Consider the following 16,060-nt stretch of genomic DNA (forward strand, 5'->3'; position numbering starts at 1 on the left):
CAGCCTCGCCCTGGCATCTTTCGTAACCAGAAAAATTCCCGCGTCCCCATTCCAAACGCTATGAGATCGATTATCATTCCCTTCCTAAATTTTCCCGTTCTGAAGGTCATCCATGTTCACAGTGTTTACCGCCAAAGCTCGCTGGCTGCTCGCCGCCGTTGCCCTGCTGAGCTTCGCCACCCAGGCCGCCCCGATTGTTGTTACCGACGTAGCGGGCCGGGAAGTGACGCTGCACCATCCGGCAAAGCGCGTGATGCTGGCCGATGCGCGCGCCCTGCTGGCGCTGAATATTATTCACCCGAAGGATCCGCTGGAAAACATCATTGCCTGGGATAACTCGCTGAAGACCAAAGCGCCCGATCTGGCGGACGCCTATGCGCGAAAATTCCCCCAGGTAAGCAAAATCACGATGTTTGAAAATCCGTACTACACGGATTTCAGCGTTGAAAAAGCGGTCACCTTACAGCCGGATCTGATTATTTTTGACATCGGCGTGCTGGCCAAACTGAAGAACAGCGGCGTGCTGAGCCAGCTGGAAAAAGTGGGTATTCCGGTGCTGATTATCGACTTCCGCCAGCAGCCGCTGACCAACACTTTGCCCAGCATTGAGTTACTCGGCAAAGTGTTTGATGAGCAGAAAAACGCAGACGCCTTTATTCAACACTACCAGCAGAGGATGAACCTGGTGCGCGAGCGCGTGGCGACGCTGAAACCTGAGCAGCGCCCGAGCGTGTTTATTGAACGCGCGGCGGGCATTCGCGGCGACGAATGTTGCCAGACTTTCGGCAAGGGCAGCTACGGCCAGTTTATTGATACCGCCGGTGGCAACAATATTGGCAGCAAGCTGTTCCCTGAAATGAGCGGCCAGGTGAATACCGAGCAGGTGATCACCAGCAACCCGGACTTTTACCTGATGACGGGTGCCGACTGGAACCGCGGCAACCGTTCGCCAAAAGCCGTGCCGCTGGGCTATATGGCCGATAAAGCCGTGGCCGAACAGAAGCTCAAAGGGCTGATGAGCCGGACCGGCATTAACGTGCTCACGGCGGTGAAAGAGAAGCGCGTGATGGCGATTTACCATCAATTCTACGACTCTCCGCTGAACTATATTGCGGTGGAAACCATCGCTAAGTTCCTGCACCCGGATTTGTTCAAAGACATCGATCCACAGGCCGACATCGAGCAAGCTCACAAGCAGTTTACCGCCCTGGATTACAGCGGCGTGTTCTGGGTTACCCCTTAACAGCCTGAATTCCCGGTCTGTTCATCTGTACTGCCGAGCGGTCATCCAACCACTCGGTTTTTTTTGCTTACTTTTCGCCTTATCCCGAATTATTCCGCAACAAAACTATTTACTTGAAAATAATTATCATTAAGATTGTCATTTCCAAAAAAACTCATAACGACAAACCCATAATTCTATAGGAATGATGATGCGCCCCCTTTTTCGTGTCTCTCTCCTGGCAAGCGCGATAGCATTTGCGCTGCCAGCGCTCGCCGCTGATAACACACAAACAGATAAAGCTCCCGCAGATAAAAAAGCTGACGACATTACCGTCGTCGGCAACTGGCTCGATAATCCAGACACCAGCACCGTGCTGCTTAACCACCCCGGCGCACGCTCGATCGTTACAGATCAGCAGCTTCGTGAGCAAGGTTCAGAGACGCTAGCCGATGCGCTAAAAGGCATTCCGGGCGTGCAGGTGCGTGACAGCAACGGCACCGGCGGCAGCGACATTTCCCTTAACGTTGGCGTGCGCGGCCTGACTTCTCGCCTGTCCCCACGTTCAACCATCCTGATGGACGGCGTGCCGCTCGCGGTTGCCCCTTACGGCCAGCCACAGCTTTCCATGGCGCCGCTGGGCATGGGCAACATTCAGTCCGTGGACGTGGTTCGCGGCGGCGGCGCAGTGCGTTATGGGCCGCAAAACGTTGGCGGCGTGATTAACTTTGTTACGCGCGACATTCCAAAAGAGTTTGGCGGTACCGTCAGCGCGCAGACCCAGGGCGCCAGCCACGGTGGCCTGAAAACGCTGACCAGCGCGTCCGTGGGCGGCACGTCCGATAACGGCTTTGGTGCAGAACTGCTCTACTCCGGCCTGCACGGCCAGGGCTACCGTGAAAGCAACGACAATACCGACATCGACGATTTCATGCTGAAGACCAAGTACAACTTCACCGATCGCGATGAGCTGCAGGCTAACTTCCACTATTACGAAGCCCAGTCAGGTATGCCAGGCGGCCTGACGACCGCACAGTATGCAAAAGATCCGTTCCAGTCGGACCGCCGCTGGGACAGCTTTGAAGGCCGCCGCAAGGACATGTCCTTCAAATATAAGCACACAGAAGACGATAAAAAGCTGGAAGTCCTGACCTACTTCACCGACAGCTACCGCAGCAGCGATCTGGAGTATTTCAAGGGCAACAAACGTACCCTGAACTCAGCGCCTCGCAACTACTCCACCTGGGCGATTGAGCCAACCTATTCCCAGCTGTTCCGCTTCTGGGATATGTCTCATGAAGTCACCCTGGGCTACCGCTACCTAAACGAAACGTCGGACGAGAAAGGTTACCGCACGCCAAAAGCGTATGATCCTGCGACAACCTTCACCAAACCGGACATGACCGAGTACTACCAGCACAGCTCGGGCGGTACTGCAGCGAACGCTTTCTATATTGATGATGCCATCAACGTCAGCGACTGGACGATTACGCCGGGTCTGCGCTATGAAAGCATCAAAACGCACACCAGCGACTCCTTCCAGAACATCGATCGCGAGAAGACCTACAGCCAGCCGCTGCCTTCTATCAGCGTGATGTACCATATGTCTGATGCCTGGAAACTGTTCGCCAACGCCAGCACCTCCTTCGGCAGTATGCAGTACTTCCAGCTGACCCGCGGCGGCAGCGGCAATCAGCCGGCAGCCGGCCTGACCCCGGAAAAAGCGCATACCTATGAGTTCGGTACCCGTTATGACGACACCGCGCTGAAGGCTGAAGCGACGCTGTTCTACATCGACTTCGACGATCAGCTGCAGTACATCAACAACATTGTGGGCTGGACGAACCTCGGTGCAACCAAACACCAGGGCCTTGAACTGGCGCTAAATTACGATCTAAGCGAAGTCGACCGCGCACTGGACGGCGTGAGCGTTTACACCACGTACACCTACACCAAAGCCACCAGTGACAAAGGGGACTTCGCCGGGAAAGATCTGCCGTTCTACTCTCGCCAGGTGTACACCGTGGGCACCCGCTACGCGACCGGTAACTGGGTATGGAATCTGGACAGTTTTGCACAGTCTAAACAGAGCTCTCCGGGTACCGGGCCGAACTACATCACCGACGAAAGCGCGGACGGGCAGTTTGGTAATATCGCAGGCTATATGGTGTGGAATATGCGCGGCGAGTACGACTTTGGGCCGTCGCTGTCTCACCTGAAGCTGGGTGCCGGGATTAAAAACCTGTTCGATCAGCGTTATTACACGCGTTCGAATGACAATAACTCCGGGAAATACGTAGGTGAGCCGCGTACCTACTTCGTACAGGCTTCGATGGCGTTCTGATAACGCCCCTCACCCTAACCCTCTCCCTAAAAGGGAGAGGGGATAAAACGGTATTTCTCCCCTGCCTTCTGGGGAGAGAGAGGGGAAAATTACGCCAGATCCCCGCCGTTACTGGCAATCACCTTCTTATACCAGTAGAACGACTTCTTCGGCGTGCGCGCCAGCGTTCCCTGCCCTTCATCATCACGATCGACATACACAAAGCCGTAGCGTTTGCTCATCTCACCGGTTGACGCTGACACCAGGTCAATGCAGCCCCACGAGGTGTAGCCCATGACCGGAATACCGTCCTCAATTGCCTCACCCATAGCTTTAATGTGTTCCCGCAGATAGCTGATGCGGTACTCATCATTGATTTCCCCGTCGGCATTCACCTTGTCCTTCGCGCCCAGCCCGTTCTCTACCAGGAACAGCGGTTTCTGGTAGCGGTCGTACATCATGTTCATGGTGATACGCAGGCCGAGCGGGTCGATGCCCCAGCCCCACTGGCTGAAAGTAATGTGCGGATTCTTGAGCGATTTAATGATGTTAGCCGGGTTGGTATTCCCCTCGTTCATGTCTGCCGAAGCGCAGCGCGAGGCGTAATAGCTGAAGGAGACAAAATCGACGGTGTTCTTCAGGATCTCGTCGTCGCCAGGCTCGGTGACAATCTCAATCCCTTTCTCACGGAACATTCGTGCCGCGTAAGCGGGATAAGCGCCGCGCGCCTGCACGTCAATAAAAAACAGATTCTCGCGGTCTTTCTCGAGCGCCGCCCAAACGTCCTCCGGCTTGCAGCTGTACGGGTAGAAGTTCCCCCCCGCCAGCATGCAGCCAACCTGATTTACCGGGTTAACTTCATGGGCGATTTTAGTGACCAGCGCGCTGGCCACCAGCTCGTGGTGCGCGGCCTGGTACATCACCTGCTCTTTGTTATCGCCTGCTTCAAAGACCAGCCCCGCGCCAGAGAACGGGCTGTGCAACATGATGTTGATTTCATTGAAGGTAAGCCAGTATTTCACCAGGCCGTCGAACGCCTCAAAGCAGGTGCGCGCGTAGCGGCTGAAAAACTCCACCATTTTACGGTTGCGCCATGAGCCGTATTCCTGCACCAGGTGCATCGGCACATCGAAGTGACACAGCGTTACCAGCGGTTCGATGTTGTATTTCTTGCACTCGGCAAACAGGTCGCGGTAGAACGCGATCCCTTCCGGGTTCGGCGTCGTTTCATCCCCTTTGGGGAAGATACGGCTCCACGCAATGGAGGTTCGGAAAACGGTGAAGCCCATTTCTGCCAGCAGCGCGATGTCGTCTTTATAGCGATGGTAAAAATCTATGGCCTCGTGGCTCGGGTAAAATTCATCGTCGCGCAGCGCAAACCGCTTTTCCACCCCGAGCTTTACCCCAAGGCGGTTGTCGCCATGGGGGATCATATCGACGGTGCTTAACCCCTTGCCGCCGGCCTGGTACGCGCCCTCAGCCTGATTAGCCGCGATAGCGCCGCCCCACAAAAATCCTTTTGGAAAAACTGTCTCAGCCATGCTTACCTCTGCTTAAAGTGTTTTTACTGCATTATCTGGTCGTACAAACGCCGTGCTGCTGCCCTGCTCTTTGGCTTTCGGCTCCTCGACGGGAATATCGTCAAAGCCGAGAATAAGCGTAGTAATAAACGACAGCACCACGGCCAGAATCATCACCGCCCCCACCCAAACGATGCTCATCGGGTTGGCAGGATCGAAGAACTGCACGCTGGTGAACAGCCCCGGTGAAGCCATGGAATGGCTGGCGAGCCCGCCAATACCGGCGACGGCACCGCAAATAAAACCGCTGATAAGGCAGGCAACCAGCGGGCGTTTCAGCCGCACCGCGACGCCGTAAAGCGCAGGCTCTGAAATGCCAGCCACGATTGCTGAGGCTGCGGCAGCAAGCGCCGTCTGACGCAGTTCAGGGTTTTTCGTTCGCCAGGCGACGGCCAAAGACGACCCGCCGAGGGACAGGTTAGCGCCAATTTCCGACGGCATAACCATGCCTTCTTTGCCTGTTTCGGCGATGGTCTGGATAATCGTTGGCGTAAACACGCGGTGCATGCCGGTCATCACCAGCAGCGGCCAGATAGCCCCCATGATGGCGACGGAAAGCCAGCCCAGATAACCGTGAACGGTGTACACCAGCGAGGAGATCCCGCTGCCAATCCAGATACCTAACGGCCCAATCAGTAAAATCGCTATCGGCGCGGAAACCAGCACAATCAGCATCGGCTTGAGGAAGTTTTTGGTCACCGCTGGCGTAATGCGATCCACGCCTTTTTCGATGTACGACAGCAGCCAGGTCATCACCAGCGCGGGGATCACGGTGTAGGTGTATTTCACGGCGGTGACGGGTATGCCCATAAAATCAACCGCCTGCCCCTGGGCCGCCTTCACCATCAGGTCAATAAAGGCCGGATGTACCAGCACCCCGGCGATAGCAATCGCCAGCGACATGTTGGTTTTAAATTTCACGGCGGCAGAAGCCGCCACCATCACCGGCAGGAAAAAGAAAGCGCCGTCGCCGATGAGGTTAAGAATGGTAAGCGTCGAGGAGGTCGTTTCAAATACTCCGGTCATCGCGAGGATCATCGCCAGCAGCTTCACCATCGAGCCGCCGATAATCGCCGGGATAAGCGGCGACATGGTGCCAATCAGCGCATCCAGGATGCCCGCGCCGATGCGTTTCAGGGTCAGTTTGCCCTTTGCCGCCTGCGGCCTGTCGCCAGCCCCTTCGGGGAGATGTTTCAGCACTTCAGCGTAGGCCTGAGACACCGTGTTACCGATAATGACCTGACATTGCTGGTCGTTTTTCACCACGCCCAGCACGCCGGAAATGGCCTTCAGCCGGGCAATGTCCACCCTTGCATCGTCCTGTAATACAAAGCGCAGCCGCGTCATGCAATGGGTTACCGCCACCACGTTTTCCGCGCCGCCTAAAGCCTCAACAATCTGTCGGGATACTGCCTCGTACTTGTTAGCCATGAGGTGAAACTCTCTTGTTATGATTTTGTAGGTAACCGGTTCCACATAATCATGTGTAGTTGAAAATTAGATAACAATGATTATTTTTATTGAGATCGATTTTTGTGATTTACATCGAAATACAGGCTACGCTGCGCCCTGGCCGCGAAAAGTGTAAAATGGTCAGAAATGACGAACTTACGAGAAGCCTTTATGTCGACGATGCAGGAAGTGGCGAAAAAAGCAGGCGTATCAAAGGCGACCGTTTCGCGCGTGTTGTCGGGCAAGGGCTACGTGAGCGAGGCCACTAAAACGCAGGTGTACCAGGCCATTCAGGAAACGGGATATCGCCCTAATCTGCTGGCACGCAATCTGGCGACCAGCAAATCAGGCTACATCGGCCTGGTGGTGACCAACACGTTGTACAGCGGGAACTATTTTAGCGAACTGCTTTCCCAGGCTGCGCTAAAGCTCGAAGCCAGCGGGCGGCAGCTGATTTTGGTCGACGGCAAACACAGCGCTCAGGAAGAGCAGGCTGCCGTGCAGTTTCTGCTCGATTTGCACTGCGACGCGGTGATCATTTACCCGCGTTTTTTAAGCGTGGATGAGATGGATGCGCTGATTGAGCAGCATAAGCAGCCGATCATGGTGATGAACCGCAAGCTGCGTAAACACCAGAGCCACTGCATTTGCTGCGATCACAAAGGCTCCAGCTTCAAGGCCACGCGCTACCTGATTGACCAGGGGCATCGGGATATCGCCTTTATCACCGGCGTCCTCGACTCTCCCACGGCGAGAGAGCGTCTGTCTGGCTACCGCGAAGCGCTGGAGCAGGCCGGGCTGCCGGTCCGGGACGAGCTTATCGCCACCGGAAAATGGACGCCTGTCAGCGGGTCGGCGGCGGTAGAAACGCTGCTCTCAGCGAAACAGGATTTTAGCGCCCTGGTCGCCAGCAACGATGACATGGCTATCGGCGCTATCAGCAGACTCGGCCAGTCGGGCCTGTCGGTGCCGCGCGATGTGTCGGTTATTGGCTTTGATAATGTCCCGACCGGGACTTTTCTCACCCCGCCGCTGTCGAGCGTGAAAGAGCCGGTGAGCGAGATGATCCATGAAGTGATTAACCGCCTGACGGCGATGCTGGACGGAGGCTATTTCTCACGGGATAACTTGTACAGTTCTGAGATGATCGTGCGCGATTCTGTGACGAAAGGACCGTATTTTCAGCCAAAATAGGGTAAAAGCAAAAGGAGCGAATTTCGCTCCTTTTCTGTCATTACGCTCGGCAGCCAAACACCGCTTCTACGGCAAAGGCAGCGATTTGCCCATCCTGCTCTTTTGTCGCACCCGACACGCCAATCGCGCCAATAACCGCGCCCTCCGCGTTGCGCAGCGGGATACCGCCGTCAATGCCCACCAGCCCACCGTTGCTGTTCTCCAGCGAATACGCCGGACCGTTCGGGTGCAAATTAGCGCCGACATCTTCGCTATTGGCCTGGAACAGCACCGCCGTACGCGCTTTGCGAATGGCGATATCAATGGTGGCCAGGAATGTCCCGTCCATGCGGGCAAAGGCCGTTAGGTGGCCGCCGCTGTCCAGCACCACCACGGAAACAGGAGGAAAGCTGTGGGCCTCCACCGCCGTTTTGACGCCGGCGATCAGCGCTTCTGCAAGCACTAAACTGACTGTCATGATGAAAACCTCAATGTGCTAACGGCGGATGTTTTTTGGCGTCAATAACCGCCCAGGTGTGGATCAGCAGGCCAAATACCGCCAGAATTGCCCCAACCCAGCCGGTGGACTCCCAGCCAAAGCCTGCGGAAATGGTCACCCCACCAAGCCAGGCGCCTAACGCGTTGGCAATGTTGAACGCCGAGTGGTTCATCGCCGCCGCCATAGTTTGCGCGTCACCGGCCACGTCCATCAGGCGAATTTGCAGCACCGAAGAAAGCGACACCATTGTGCCCACCAGCATCACGGTGACCGCGCCCAGCCACGGATAGTGCGAGGTGTAAACGTAAGCGCTGAGCACCAGAATCGCCCAAATCAGCAGCAGGCGAACGGTTTTCTCCAGCCCGCGATCCGCCAGACGGCCGCCGACGATATTGCCGACAATCATGCCCAGGCCGAACATCGACAGGATCACCGGGATCATGCCTACCGACTGGTGCGCCAGCTCCAGCATCGTTGGCTTAACGTAGCTGAAGACGGAGAACATTCCGCCGCTGCCAATCGCGCCGATAGCCAGCGTCAGCAGCACCTGCTTGCGGGTCAACGCGGTCAGCTCACGCAGAGGGCTGGCGTCTTTATCCCCGGCATGCCACGGTACCCAGATCCACACCAGAATCAGCGTCAGCACGGCAAGCCCGCCCACGATAGCAAACGCGCTGCGCCAGCCGAATAGCTGCCCAATGGCCGCCACGGCGGGCACGCCCAGTAAGTTGGCTATCGTCAGGCCGAGCAGCACCATCGACACCGCCTGCGCCCGCTTCGAACGCTCCACAAGGCTTGCCGCCAGCAAAGCCGCGACGCCAAAGAACGTGCCGTGCGGGAAACCGGCCAGGAAGCGCGCCAGCATCATGGAGTAATAGCCTGGTGCAAAAGCGCTCAACAGGTTGCCAACGGCAAACATCGCCATCAGGGCAATCAGAAAGTCACGCCTCGCCATGCGGGCACCCAGCACCGCCAGCAGCGGAGCGCCAACCACCACGCCCAGCGCATAAATGCTGATCAGGTGGCCTGCAGAAGGAATAGAAACGTGCAGCCCGTTTGCGGCATCGGGTAGCAGTCCCATGATGACGAATTCGCCGGTACCGATGGCGAAGCCGCCCATGCCGAGCGCGAACAGCGCTTTTAGCAGCCCCGCTCGCGACAGGGAAACCGTCTCGGCCCCCTGTGCCAGGGTTTGTTCATTCAGTGATGACATAGTTTTTTGACTTGTGCAGGTGAACAACAAAATACGCCCCGGCGCGATTCAGCGGGGCGCGGGAGAGAACTAAAGCGATGTTTTCCGGTGCGGAGGTGCCATAAATTCGGCCCCCAGCGGGGTGCTAATATGCCTGGCTAAAATGTGATCAATATCGCATTTGTCTTCGGCGGTCAACGTCCAGCCGGACACGTCTTCCACCCCGTTGAGCTGTTCAGGACGACGAGCGCCCCACAGCGCAATGGTTGGGCCGGCATCCAGCACCCAGCGCAGTGCCAGGGCCATCACGCTCTTGCCGTAACGCTCTGCAGCAAACGCTTTCAATGCTTCGACTGCGCCCAGATACTGCGCAAAGCGCGGCGGCTGGAATTTCGGATCAAAGCTGCGCAGGTCGCCTTCGCCAAACGCGGTTTCCGGCGTCATGCGACCGGACAGCAAGCCCCGGCAAATCGCGCCGTAGGCCAGCACCACCATCTGATGGTATTTCGCATAGGGCAGAAGGTCCGTTTCTGTCGCGCCGCGTTCAAACAGGTTGAGCGGTGGCTGCATGGTTGCCAGCGGCGCGGCGCTGCGGAATCTGTCCATTTGCGCTGGGGAATAGTTGCTGACGCCGAGGGCGCGGAATTTCCCCTGCTGATGCAGCGTTTCCAGCACGCGCGCGGTTTCGTCTATCGCCACTAAATCGTCCGGCCAGTGTACCTGGTACAGGTCGATATAATCCGTTTGCAGGCGGCGAAGCGAATCTTCAATTTCCTGACGAATGCGCTGCGGCGTGGAATTACGCGTCACCCGCCCGGCGTCGTCCCAGTCCAGCGCCACTTTGGTGGCAATAATCGCCTTGTCCCGGCGGCCCACCAGCGCTTTGCCCACCACCTCTTCGGAATGCCCAAAGCCGTACACCGGCGCGGTATCAATAAGGTTGATGCCGCGCTCCAGCGCCTCGTGCAGCGTCGCTATCGACTGCCCGTCGTGGCTGCCGCCCCACATGCTGCCGCCAATGGCCCACGTGCCCAGGCCGATACGGCTGACGGGCTCAGAGATGCCCGCGATGTGAATTGTTTCGATTGCCATGATTTACCCCTGTCTGTTCTGTGAACCAATTGTAACTCATGTTAAGTTGAATTAATTTCAACGAACCCTTGATGACAGAGGCCCCTTTTATGCCGGTTCCGGTCCGTGGTGAACTCGCCGATCTCAACGTTTTTTTGACCATCTGCCGCCGGAAAAGCTTCCGCCTCGCCGCCTCTGAGCTGGGCGTGTCTACCTCTGCGCTAAGCCACACGATGCGCGGGCTGGAGGAGCGACTTGGGGTGCGCCTGCTCAACCGCACCAGCCGCTCCGTTGTGCCTACCGACGCCGGTGAAGCGCTGCTTGGGCATCTGGAAACGGGGTTTTCCCATATCCGTATGGCGCTTGATGAGCTGGATCATTACCGCGAATCCCCGGTCGGACGGCTGCGGATCAATATCCCGCGAGACGCCGCCCAGCTGCTGTTTGCGCCCGTACTGGCAAAATTTATGGCGATGTACCCCCGGCTGCAGATGGAGATTACCGTCGATAACACGCTGGTTGATATTATCGGCAGCGGCTACGACGCCGGGATTCGCTACGGGGAGAGCGTCCCTAAAGACATGATTGCGATGCCCGTGACGCGTAAGCTTAGGTGGATTGTGGTGGCCTCACCGCAGTATTTAACCTCTACCGCGCACCTCCCACTGAACCACCCGGACGATCTCTTTCAGCACCAGTGCATCCGGATGCGGCTCGGCAACGGCACGCTGTATAAATGGGAGCTTAACCGGGGCAAAGAGGCGCTGGCGCTGGATGTACCCGGCTCGCTGATCCTCAATGAAAGCGAAATGATCATTGATACCGCCCTGAACGGCTTCGGGCTGGCTTATTGCCTGGATGTGCGAGTGCGGCCGTTGCTGGAAAGCGGGCAGCTGGTGCAGGTTATTCCGGAGTGGGTGTGTGAAGATGAACCGATGGTGATGTATTACCCCAGCCGCAGGCAGCTCCATCCCGGCTTGCGGAGACTTATCGAGATGATGCGGGAGGCCACGCTGTACTGATTTTTATCGGGTAGAAGAAACAACGACTAGTTATGAAGCGGGTGAGAGGCGCTCACCCGCCCAACGTCTTATTCCGCTTTCGCTGGCTTCAGGCGCTGAGTCAGACCACGCAGGAAGTAGCGCAGGAACTGATCGCCGCACTCGCGGTAGTTTTTATGATCCGGGTTACGCATCATGGCGGTAATTTCCGGCATAGAAATGCGGAACTGCTGGGCGGTCAGGATCTCCAGCACGTCGTCAGACTTCAGCTCAAAGGCGATACGCAGCTTTTTCAGAATAATGTTGTTGGTCATCCGACGCTCAAGCTTCGGCTCCGGCTTGCTTTCGTCTTTGCCGCGTTTGAAGTAGATCAAACCGTTAAGAAAGTTCGCCATGATCAGATCCGGGCAGGCTTTAAAGCCTTCTTCGTCTTCTTTCTTTAACCACGGAGCAATCTGTTCCGCAGGGACGTCGGTGCCGGTCAGGGCAAGGATCTTAACGATTCCATCGTTATTCAGGTTCAGCATGTAGCGAACGCTAAGCAGTACGTCATTATTCAACATGGGGCAATCTCAGGGCTCAAAAGCGGGCAGTATATAGAGAAGCGAACGCGTTGTAACAAAAACCGCGCGGATTTGTCCGCCGGAGCTAAATTTACCGGCGGTGAATTGGCACTCTTCAGGCTTAAGGGTAGACTCAATGGGCTAACTTTCATCCTAAAAGGCAATCATTTGATCCTACGACTTTGGCAAGAATCCGATCGTCCCTTCTTACGCACCCTTTACCTTCACGCCCGCCGCAAAGCCTGGCCCTGGCTCGACGGCAGCGCCTGGCAGCTCGAAGACTTTGACAGCGCCACTCAGGATGAACGCATCTGGGTAGCCGAAGATAACGGCCACCGCATCGGCTTCGCTTCCGTCTGGGTGCAGGATAACTTCCTGCATAACCTGTTCGTCAGCCCGGAACATCAGGGAACGGGCGCGGGAAAGGCGCTGCTGAAGAAAGTGCAGAGTGAATTTACCGCAACGGGTTCGCTAAAGTGCCTGGCGAGAAATGAACACGCGATTGAGTTTTATCGGCGTAACGGCTGGCATATTGAGGCTCCGGGAGAGGGGCCGGACGGTGAATACTATTTGATGCATTTTGTGTTGAGGTAGCTCCCTCACCCCGGCCCTCTCCCAGAGGGAGAGGGAAAAACAAGAAACGGAGCTACGGCTAAGTTTTTACACCGCTCTGAAGGCGATCTCGCTAGGGATCACGTCTCCGTTCCAGTAGAGCTGGGCCGCCACGCGCCCCGCCAGGTCGCGGTACAGCGTAGTGATGTCGCTTTCCGGGCGATTAATGACCGTCGGCTTACCGGCGTCGAGGTCTTCACGCAGGGTAATGTGCAGCGGCAACTGCCCCAGCAGCGTGGTGTGATACTGCTGCGCCAGCTTCTCCGCGCCGCCGGTGCCGAAAATCGGCTCCTGGTGACCGCAGTTGCTGCAGATATGAATACTCATATTCTCGACAATGCCAACCACCGGCACCTCAACTTTCTCGAACATCACGATCCCTTTACGGGCGTCGATCAGCGCGATGTCCTGCGGCGTGGTCACGACCATCGCCCCGGTAACCGGAATGTTTTGCGCCAGCGTCAGCTGAATGTCACCGGTGCCCGGCGGCATATCGATCACCAGGTAGTCCAGATCCGGCCACAGGGTTTCCTGCAGCATTTGCATCAGCGCTTTGCTGGCCATCGGGCCGCGCCACACCATGGCATTTTCGTCGGTGACGAGGTAACCGATCGAGTTAGTTGCCAGGCCGTGCGCCACGATCGGCGCCATGTGCTTGCCGTCCGGGGACGTTGGGCGCTCGTGTTCAGCTCCCAGCATGGTTGGGATCGACGGGCCGTAAATATCGGCATCCAGAATGCCGACCTTGGCCCCTTCGGCCGCCAGCGCCAGCGCCATGTTTACCGCGGTGGTTGATTTCCCCACCCCGCCTTTGCCGGAGCTGACGGCAATAATATTTTTAACGCCGTTAATGCCGGGCTGGTTTTTCACTCGCTTCAGCGTGGCGATGTGATGGCCTAGCTTCCAGTCTACTGCTTTCGCGCCGGTGATCCGCAGCAGGTCTGAACTGCAGGTCTCTTTCAGGGCGTCAAATCCGCTTTGCCAGGCGAACGGCATCTGCAGCTCAACGTGCAGCGTATCGTCAAGCATGGCGACATGGTGCAGCGCTTTCAGCGCGGTGAGGTTGTGTTTCAAGGTAGGGTGCTGAAAATTAGCCAGGGTCCCGGCAACCATCGCGCGTAGCTGTTCCGGGGACTTGCTGGACGGGGATTGCGAATTCATCCCGACTCCTTATGTTTTTATCGGACATTGCAATCCGCTAAGCATACCAGAAACCACACCACCGATTCATATACGGTTATTGCGGGCTTTGGGGTTACTAAACAATTGCCAATCCGGTAATATCAAGTCCCCTTTTTTAAAATCAGAAGATGCAATTCCCACTATGACTCAACCCGCGAAGAAAATATTGGTAACGTGCGCCCTGCCGTACGCAAACGGCTCAATCCACCTCGGTCACATGCTGGAGCATATTCAGGCTGATGTCTGGGTCCGTTACCAACGAATGCGCGGCAACGAGGTTAACTTCATCTGCGCAGACGACGCCCACGGCACGCCTATCATGCTGAAAGCGCAGCAGCTGGGTATCACCCCAGAGCAGATGATTGCCGAAATGAGTCAGGAGCATCAGACTGATTTTGCAGGCTTTAACATCAGCTATGATAACTATCATTCCACCCACAGCGACGAAAACCGCGAGCTGTCGGAGCTGATTTATGGCCGCCTGAAAGAGAACGGTTTTATTAAAAACCGCACTATCTCTCAGCTCTACGATCCGGAAAAAGGCATGTTCCTGCCGGACCGTTTTGTCAAAGGCACCTGCCCGAAATGTAAAGCCCCGGATCAGTACGGCGATAACTGCGAAGTGTGCGGCTCCACCTACAGCCCAACTGAGCTTATCGATCCAAAATCCGTGGTGTCCGGCGCGACGCCTGAAATGCGTGATTCCGAGCACTTCTTCTTCGACCTGCCCTCCTTCAGCGAAATGCTGCAGGCGTGGACCCGCAGCGGCGCGCTGCAGGAGCAGGTGGCGAACAAGATGCAGGAGTGGTTCGAATCTGGCCTGCAGCAGTGGGATATATCCCGCGATGCACCATACTTCGGCTTCGAAATTCCGAACGCACCGGGCAAATATTTCTACGTCTGGCTGGATGCGCCAATCGGCTACATGGGTTCCTTTAAGAACCTGTGCGACAAGCGCGGCGACACCACCAGCTTCGACGAATACTGGAAGAAAGATTCTACGACCGAGCTGTATCATTTCATCGGCAAAGACATCGTGTACTTCCACAGCCTGTTCTGGCCGGCCATGCTGGAAGGCAGCAACTTCCGCAAGCCAACTAACCTGTTTGTTCACGGCTATGTGACGGTTAACGGCGCGAAGATGTCCAAGTCTCGCGGCACCTTTATCAAAGCCAGCACCTGGCTGAACCACTTTGATGCCGACAGCCTGCGCTACTACTACACCGCGAAGCTCTCTTCCCGCATCGACGATATCGACCTGAACCTGGAAGACTTCGTGCAGCGCGTGAACAGCGACATCGTCAACAAAGTGGTTAACCTGGCGTCCCGTAACGCCGGCTTTATCGCCAAACGTTTTGACGGCGTGCTGGCCGCAGAGATTGCCGATGCAGAGCTGTATAAAACCTTCACCGACGCGGCAGAAAGCATCGGCGAAGCGTGGGACAGCCGCGAATTTGGCCGTGCTATTCGCGAAATCATGGCGCTGGCGGACATTGCTAACCGCTACGTGGACGAGCAGGCTCCGTGGGTGGTGGCTAAGCAGGAAGGTCGCGATGCCGATCTGCAGGCCATTTGCTCTATGGGCATCAACCTGTTCCGTGTGCTAATGACCTACCTGAAGCCGGTTCTGCCGTCGCTCACCGAGCGTACAGAAGCCTTCCTGAATGCTGAACTGAGCTGGGACAGCATCGCTACGCCGCTGCTGAACCACAAGGTAAACAGCTTCAAGGCGCTGTATAACCGCATCGAAACCAAACAGGTGGAAGCCCTGGTGGAAGCGTCTAAAGAAGAAGTGAAAGCGCTGAATGCGGCGCCGGTAACCGGCCCGCTGGCTGACGATCCGATTCAGGAGACCATCACCTTTGATGACTTCGCGAAAGTGGATATGCGTATTGCGCTGATTGAGAAAGCAGAATTCGTGGACGGCTCCGACAAGCTGCTGCGCCTGACGCTGGATCTCGGCGGCGAAAAACGCAACGTCTTCTCCGGCATTCGTACCGCTTACCCGGATCCGTCTAAGCTGGAAGGTCGCCTGACCGTGATGGTGGCCAACCTCGCTCCACGTAAGATGCGCTTTGGCGTGTCTGAGGGGATGGTGATGGCTGCAGGTCCTGGCGGGAAAGATATCTTCCTGCTGAGCCCGGACAGCGGTGCTCAGCCCGGCATGGCGGTTAAGTAACCGATAAAAAA

General features: G+C 56.6%; 13 protein-coding genes. 6 read left to right on the forward strand and 7 right to left on the reverse strand.

Annotated features, from left to right (window positions below; translation table 11 throughout):
• Positions 1–112: 112 nt before the first annotated feature.
• Together AAIE02_RS10710 and AAIE02_RS10715 are read left to right on the forward strand one after the other, a co-directional pair.
• Complete coding sequence (locus AAIE02_RS10710; RefSeq protein ID WP_498532510.1) at positions 113–1,243, forward strand: ABC transporter substrate-binding protein; 1,131 nt, start codon at positions 113–115, stop codon at positions 1,241–1,243.
• Between the two features lie 190 nt (positions 1,244–1,433).
• Positions 1,434–3,566, forward strand: coding sequence for a TonB-dependent receptor family protein (locus tag AAIE02_RS10715; RefSeq protein ID WP_498532511.1), 2,133 nt, complete (start codon positions 1,434–1,436; stop codon positions 3,564–3,566).
• Between the two features lie 89 nt (positions 3,567–3,655).
• On the opposite strand, the gene AAIE02_RS10720 is transcribed toward AAIE02_RS10715, so the two are convergent.
• Together AAIE02_RS10720 and ascF are read right to left on the reverse strand one after the other, a co-directional pair.
• Positions 3,656–5,086 carry a 6-phospho-beta-glucosidase gene (locus AAIE02_RS10720; RefSeq protein WP_498532512.1) on the reverse strand — a complete coding sequence of 477 codons (1,431 nt, stop codon included), beginning with the start codon at positions 5,084–5,086 and terminating at the stop codon, positions 3,656–3,658.
• Positions 5,087–5,098: 12 nt separating this feature from the next.
• Positions 5,099–6,556, reverse strand: coding sequence for a PTS cellobiose/arbutin/salicin transporter subunit IIBC (ascF, locus tag AAIE02_RS10725; RefSeq protein ID WP_498532513.1), 1,458 nt, complete (start codon positions 6,554–6,556; stop codon positions 5,099–5,101).
• A 201-nt stretch (positions 6,557–6,757) separates the two neighbouring features.
• Between ascF and AAIE02_RS10730 the strand changes: the two genes are divergently transcribed.
• On the forward strand, positions 6,758–7,771 hold the full coding sequence (locus AAIE02_RS10730; RefSeq protein WP_442892262.1) for a LacI family DNA-binding transcriptional regulator: 1,014 nt from the start codon (positions 6,758–6,760) through the stop codon (positions 7,769–7,771).
• A gap of 40 nt (positions 7,772–7,811) precedes the next feature.
• Here the strand turns inward: AAIE02_RS10730 and AAIE02_RS10735 are convergent, their stop codons facing one another.
• The 3 genes from AAIE02_RS10735 to AAIE02_RS10745 form a co-directional block, all read right to left on the reverse strand.
• Positions 7,812–8,228, reverse strand: a complete 417-nt coding sequence (locus AAIE02_RS10735; protein ID WP_336707451.1) for a GlcG/HbpS family heme-binding protein — start codon at positions 8,226–8,228, stop codon at positions 7,812–7,814.
• Between the two features lie 10 nt (positions 8,229–8,238).
• Positions 8,239–9,462 (reverse strand): MFS transporter, encoded by a 1,224-nt coding sequence (locus AAIE02_RS10740; protein WP_498532514.1) that lies wholly within the window; start codon positions 9,460–9,462, stop codon positions 8,239–8,241.
• Between the two features lie 69 nt (positions 9,463–9,531).
• On the reverse strand, positions 9,532–10,533 hold the full coding sequence (locus AAIE02_RS10745; protein ID WP_336981605.1) for an aldo/keto reductase: 1,002 nt from the start codon (positions 10,531–10,533) through the stop codon (positions 9,532–9,534).
• Positions 10,534–10,604: 71 nt separating this feature from the next.
• Here AAIE02_RS10745 and AAIE02_RS10750 point away from each other — a divergent pair, with 71 nt between their 5' ends.
• A complete protein-coding gene (locus AAIE02_RS10750; protein WP_008455185.1) occupies positions 10,605–11,534 on the forward strand; it encodes a LysR family transcriptional regulator in 930 nt (309 codons plus the stop codon).
• Between the two features lie 68 nt (positions 11,535–11,602).
• Here the strand turns inward: AAIE02_RS10750 and AAIE02_RS10755 are convergent, their stop codons facing one another.
• Positions 11,603–12,076, reverse strand: a complete 474-nt coding sequence (locus AAIE02_RS10755) for a DUF1456 family protein (protein WP_166991130.1) — start codon at positions 12,074–12,076, stop codon at positions 11,603–11,605.
• A 168-nt stretch (positions 12,077–12,244) separates the two neighbouring features.
• Between AAIE02_RS10755 and AAIE02_RS10760 the strand changes: the two genes are divergently transcribed.
• Complete coding sequence (locus AAIE02_RS10760) at positions 12,245–12,670, forward strand: GNAT family N-acetyltransferase (protein WP_008455191.1); 426 nt, start codon at positions 12,245–12,247, stop codon at positions 12,668–12,670.
• A gap of 66 nt (positions 12,671–12,736) precedes the next feature.
• Here AAIE02_RS10760 and apbC read toward each other — a convergent pair whose 3' ends face one another.
• Positions 12,737–13,849, reverse strand: coding sequence for an iron-sulfur cluster carrier protein ApbC (gene apbC / locus AAIE02_RS10765; protein ID WP_336817927.1), 1,113 nt, complete (start codon positions 13,847–13,849; stop codon positions 12,737–12,739).
• 163 nt (positions 13,850–14,012) lie between these two features.
• Between apbC and metG the strand changes: the two genes are divergently transcribed.
• Positions 14,013–16,049, forward strand: coding sequence for a methionine--tRNA ligase (gene metG / locus AAIE02_RS10770; RefSeq protein ID WP_312739295.1), 2,037 nt, complete (start codon positions 14,013–14,015; stop codon positions 16,047–16,049).
• The last annotated feature ends 11 nt before the right edge of the window (positions 16,050–16,060 follow it).

Source organism: Cedecea sp. Ae19-4 (assembly GCF_059801165.1).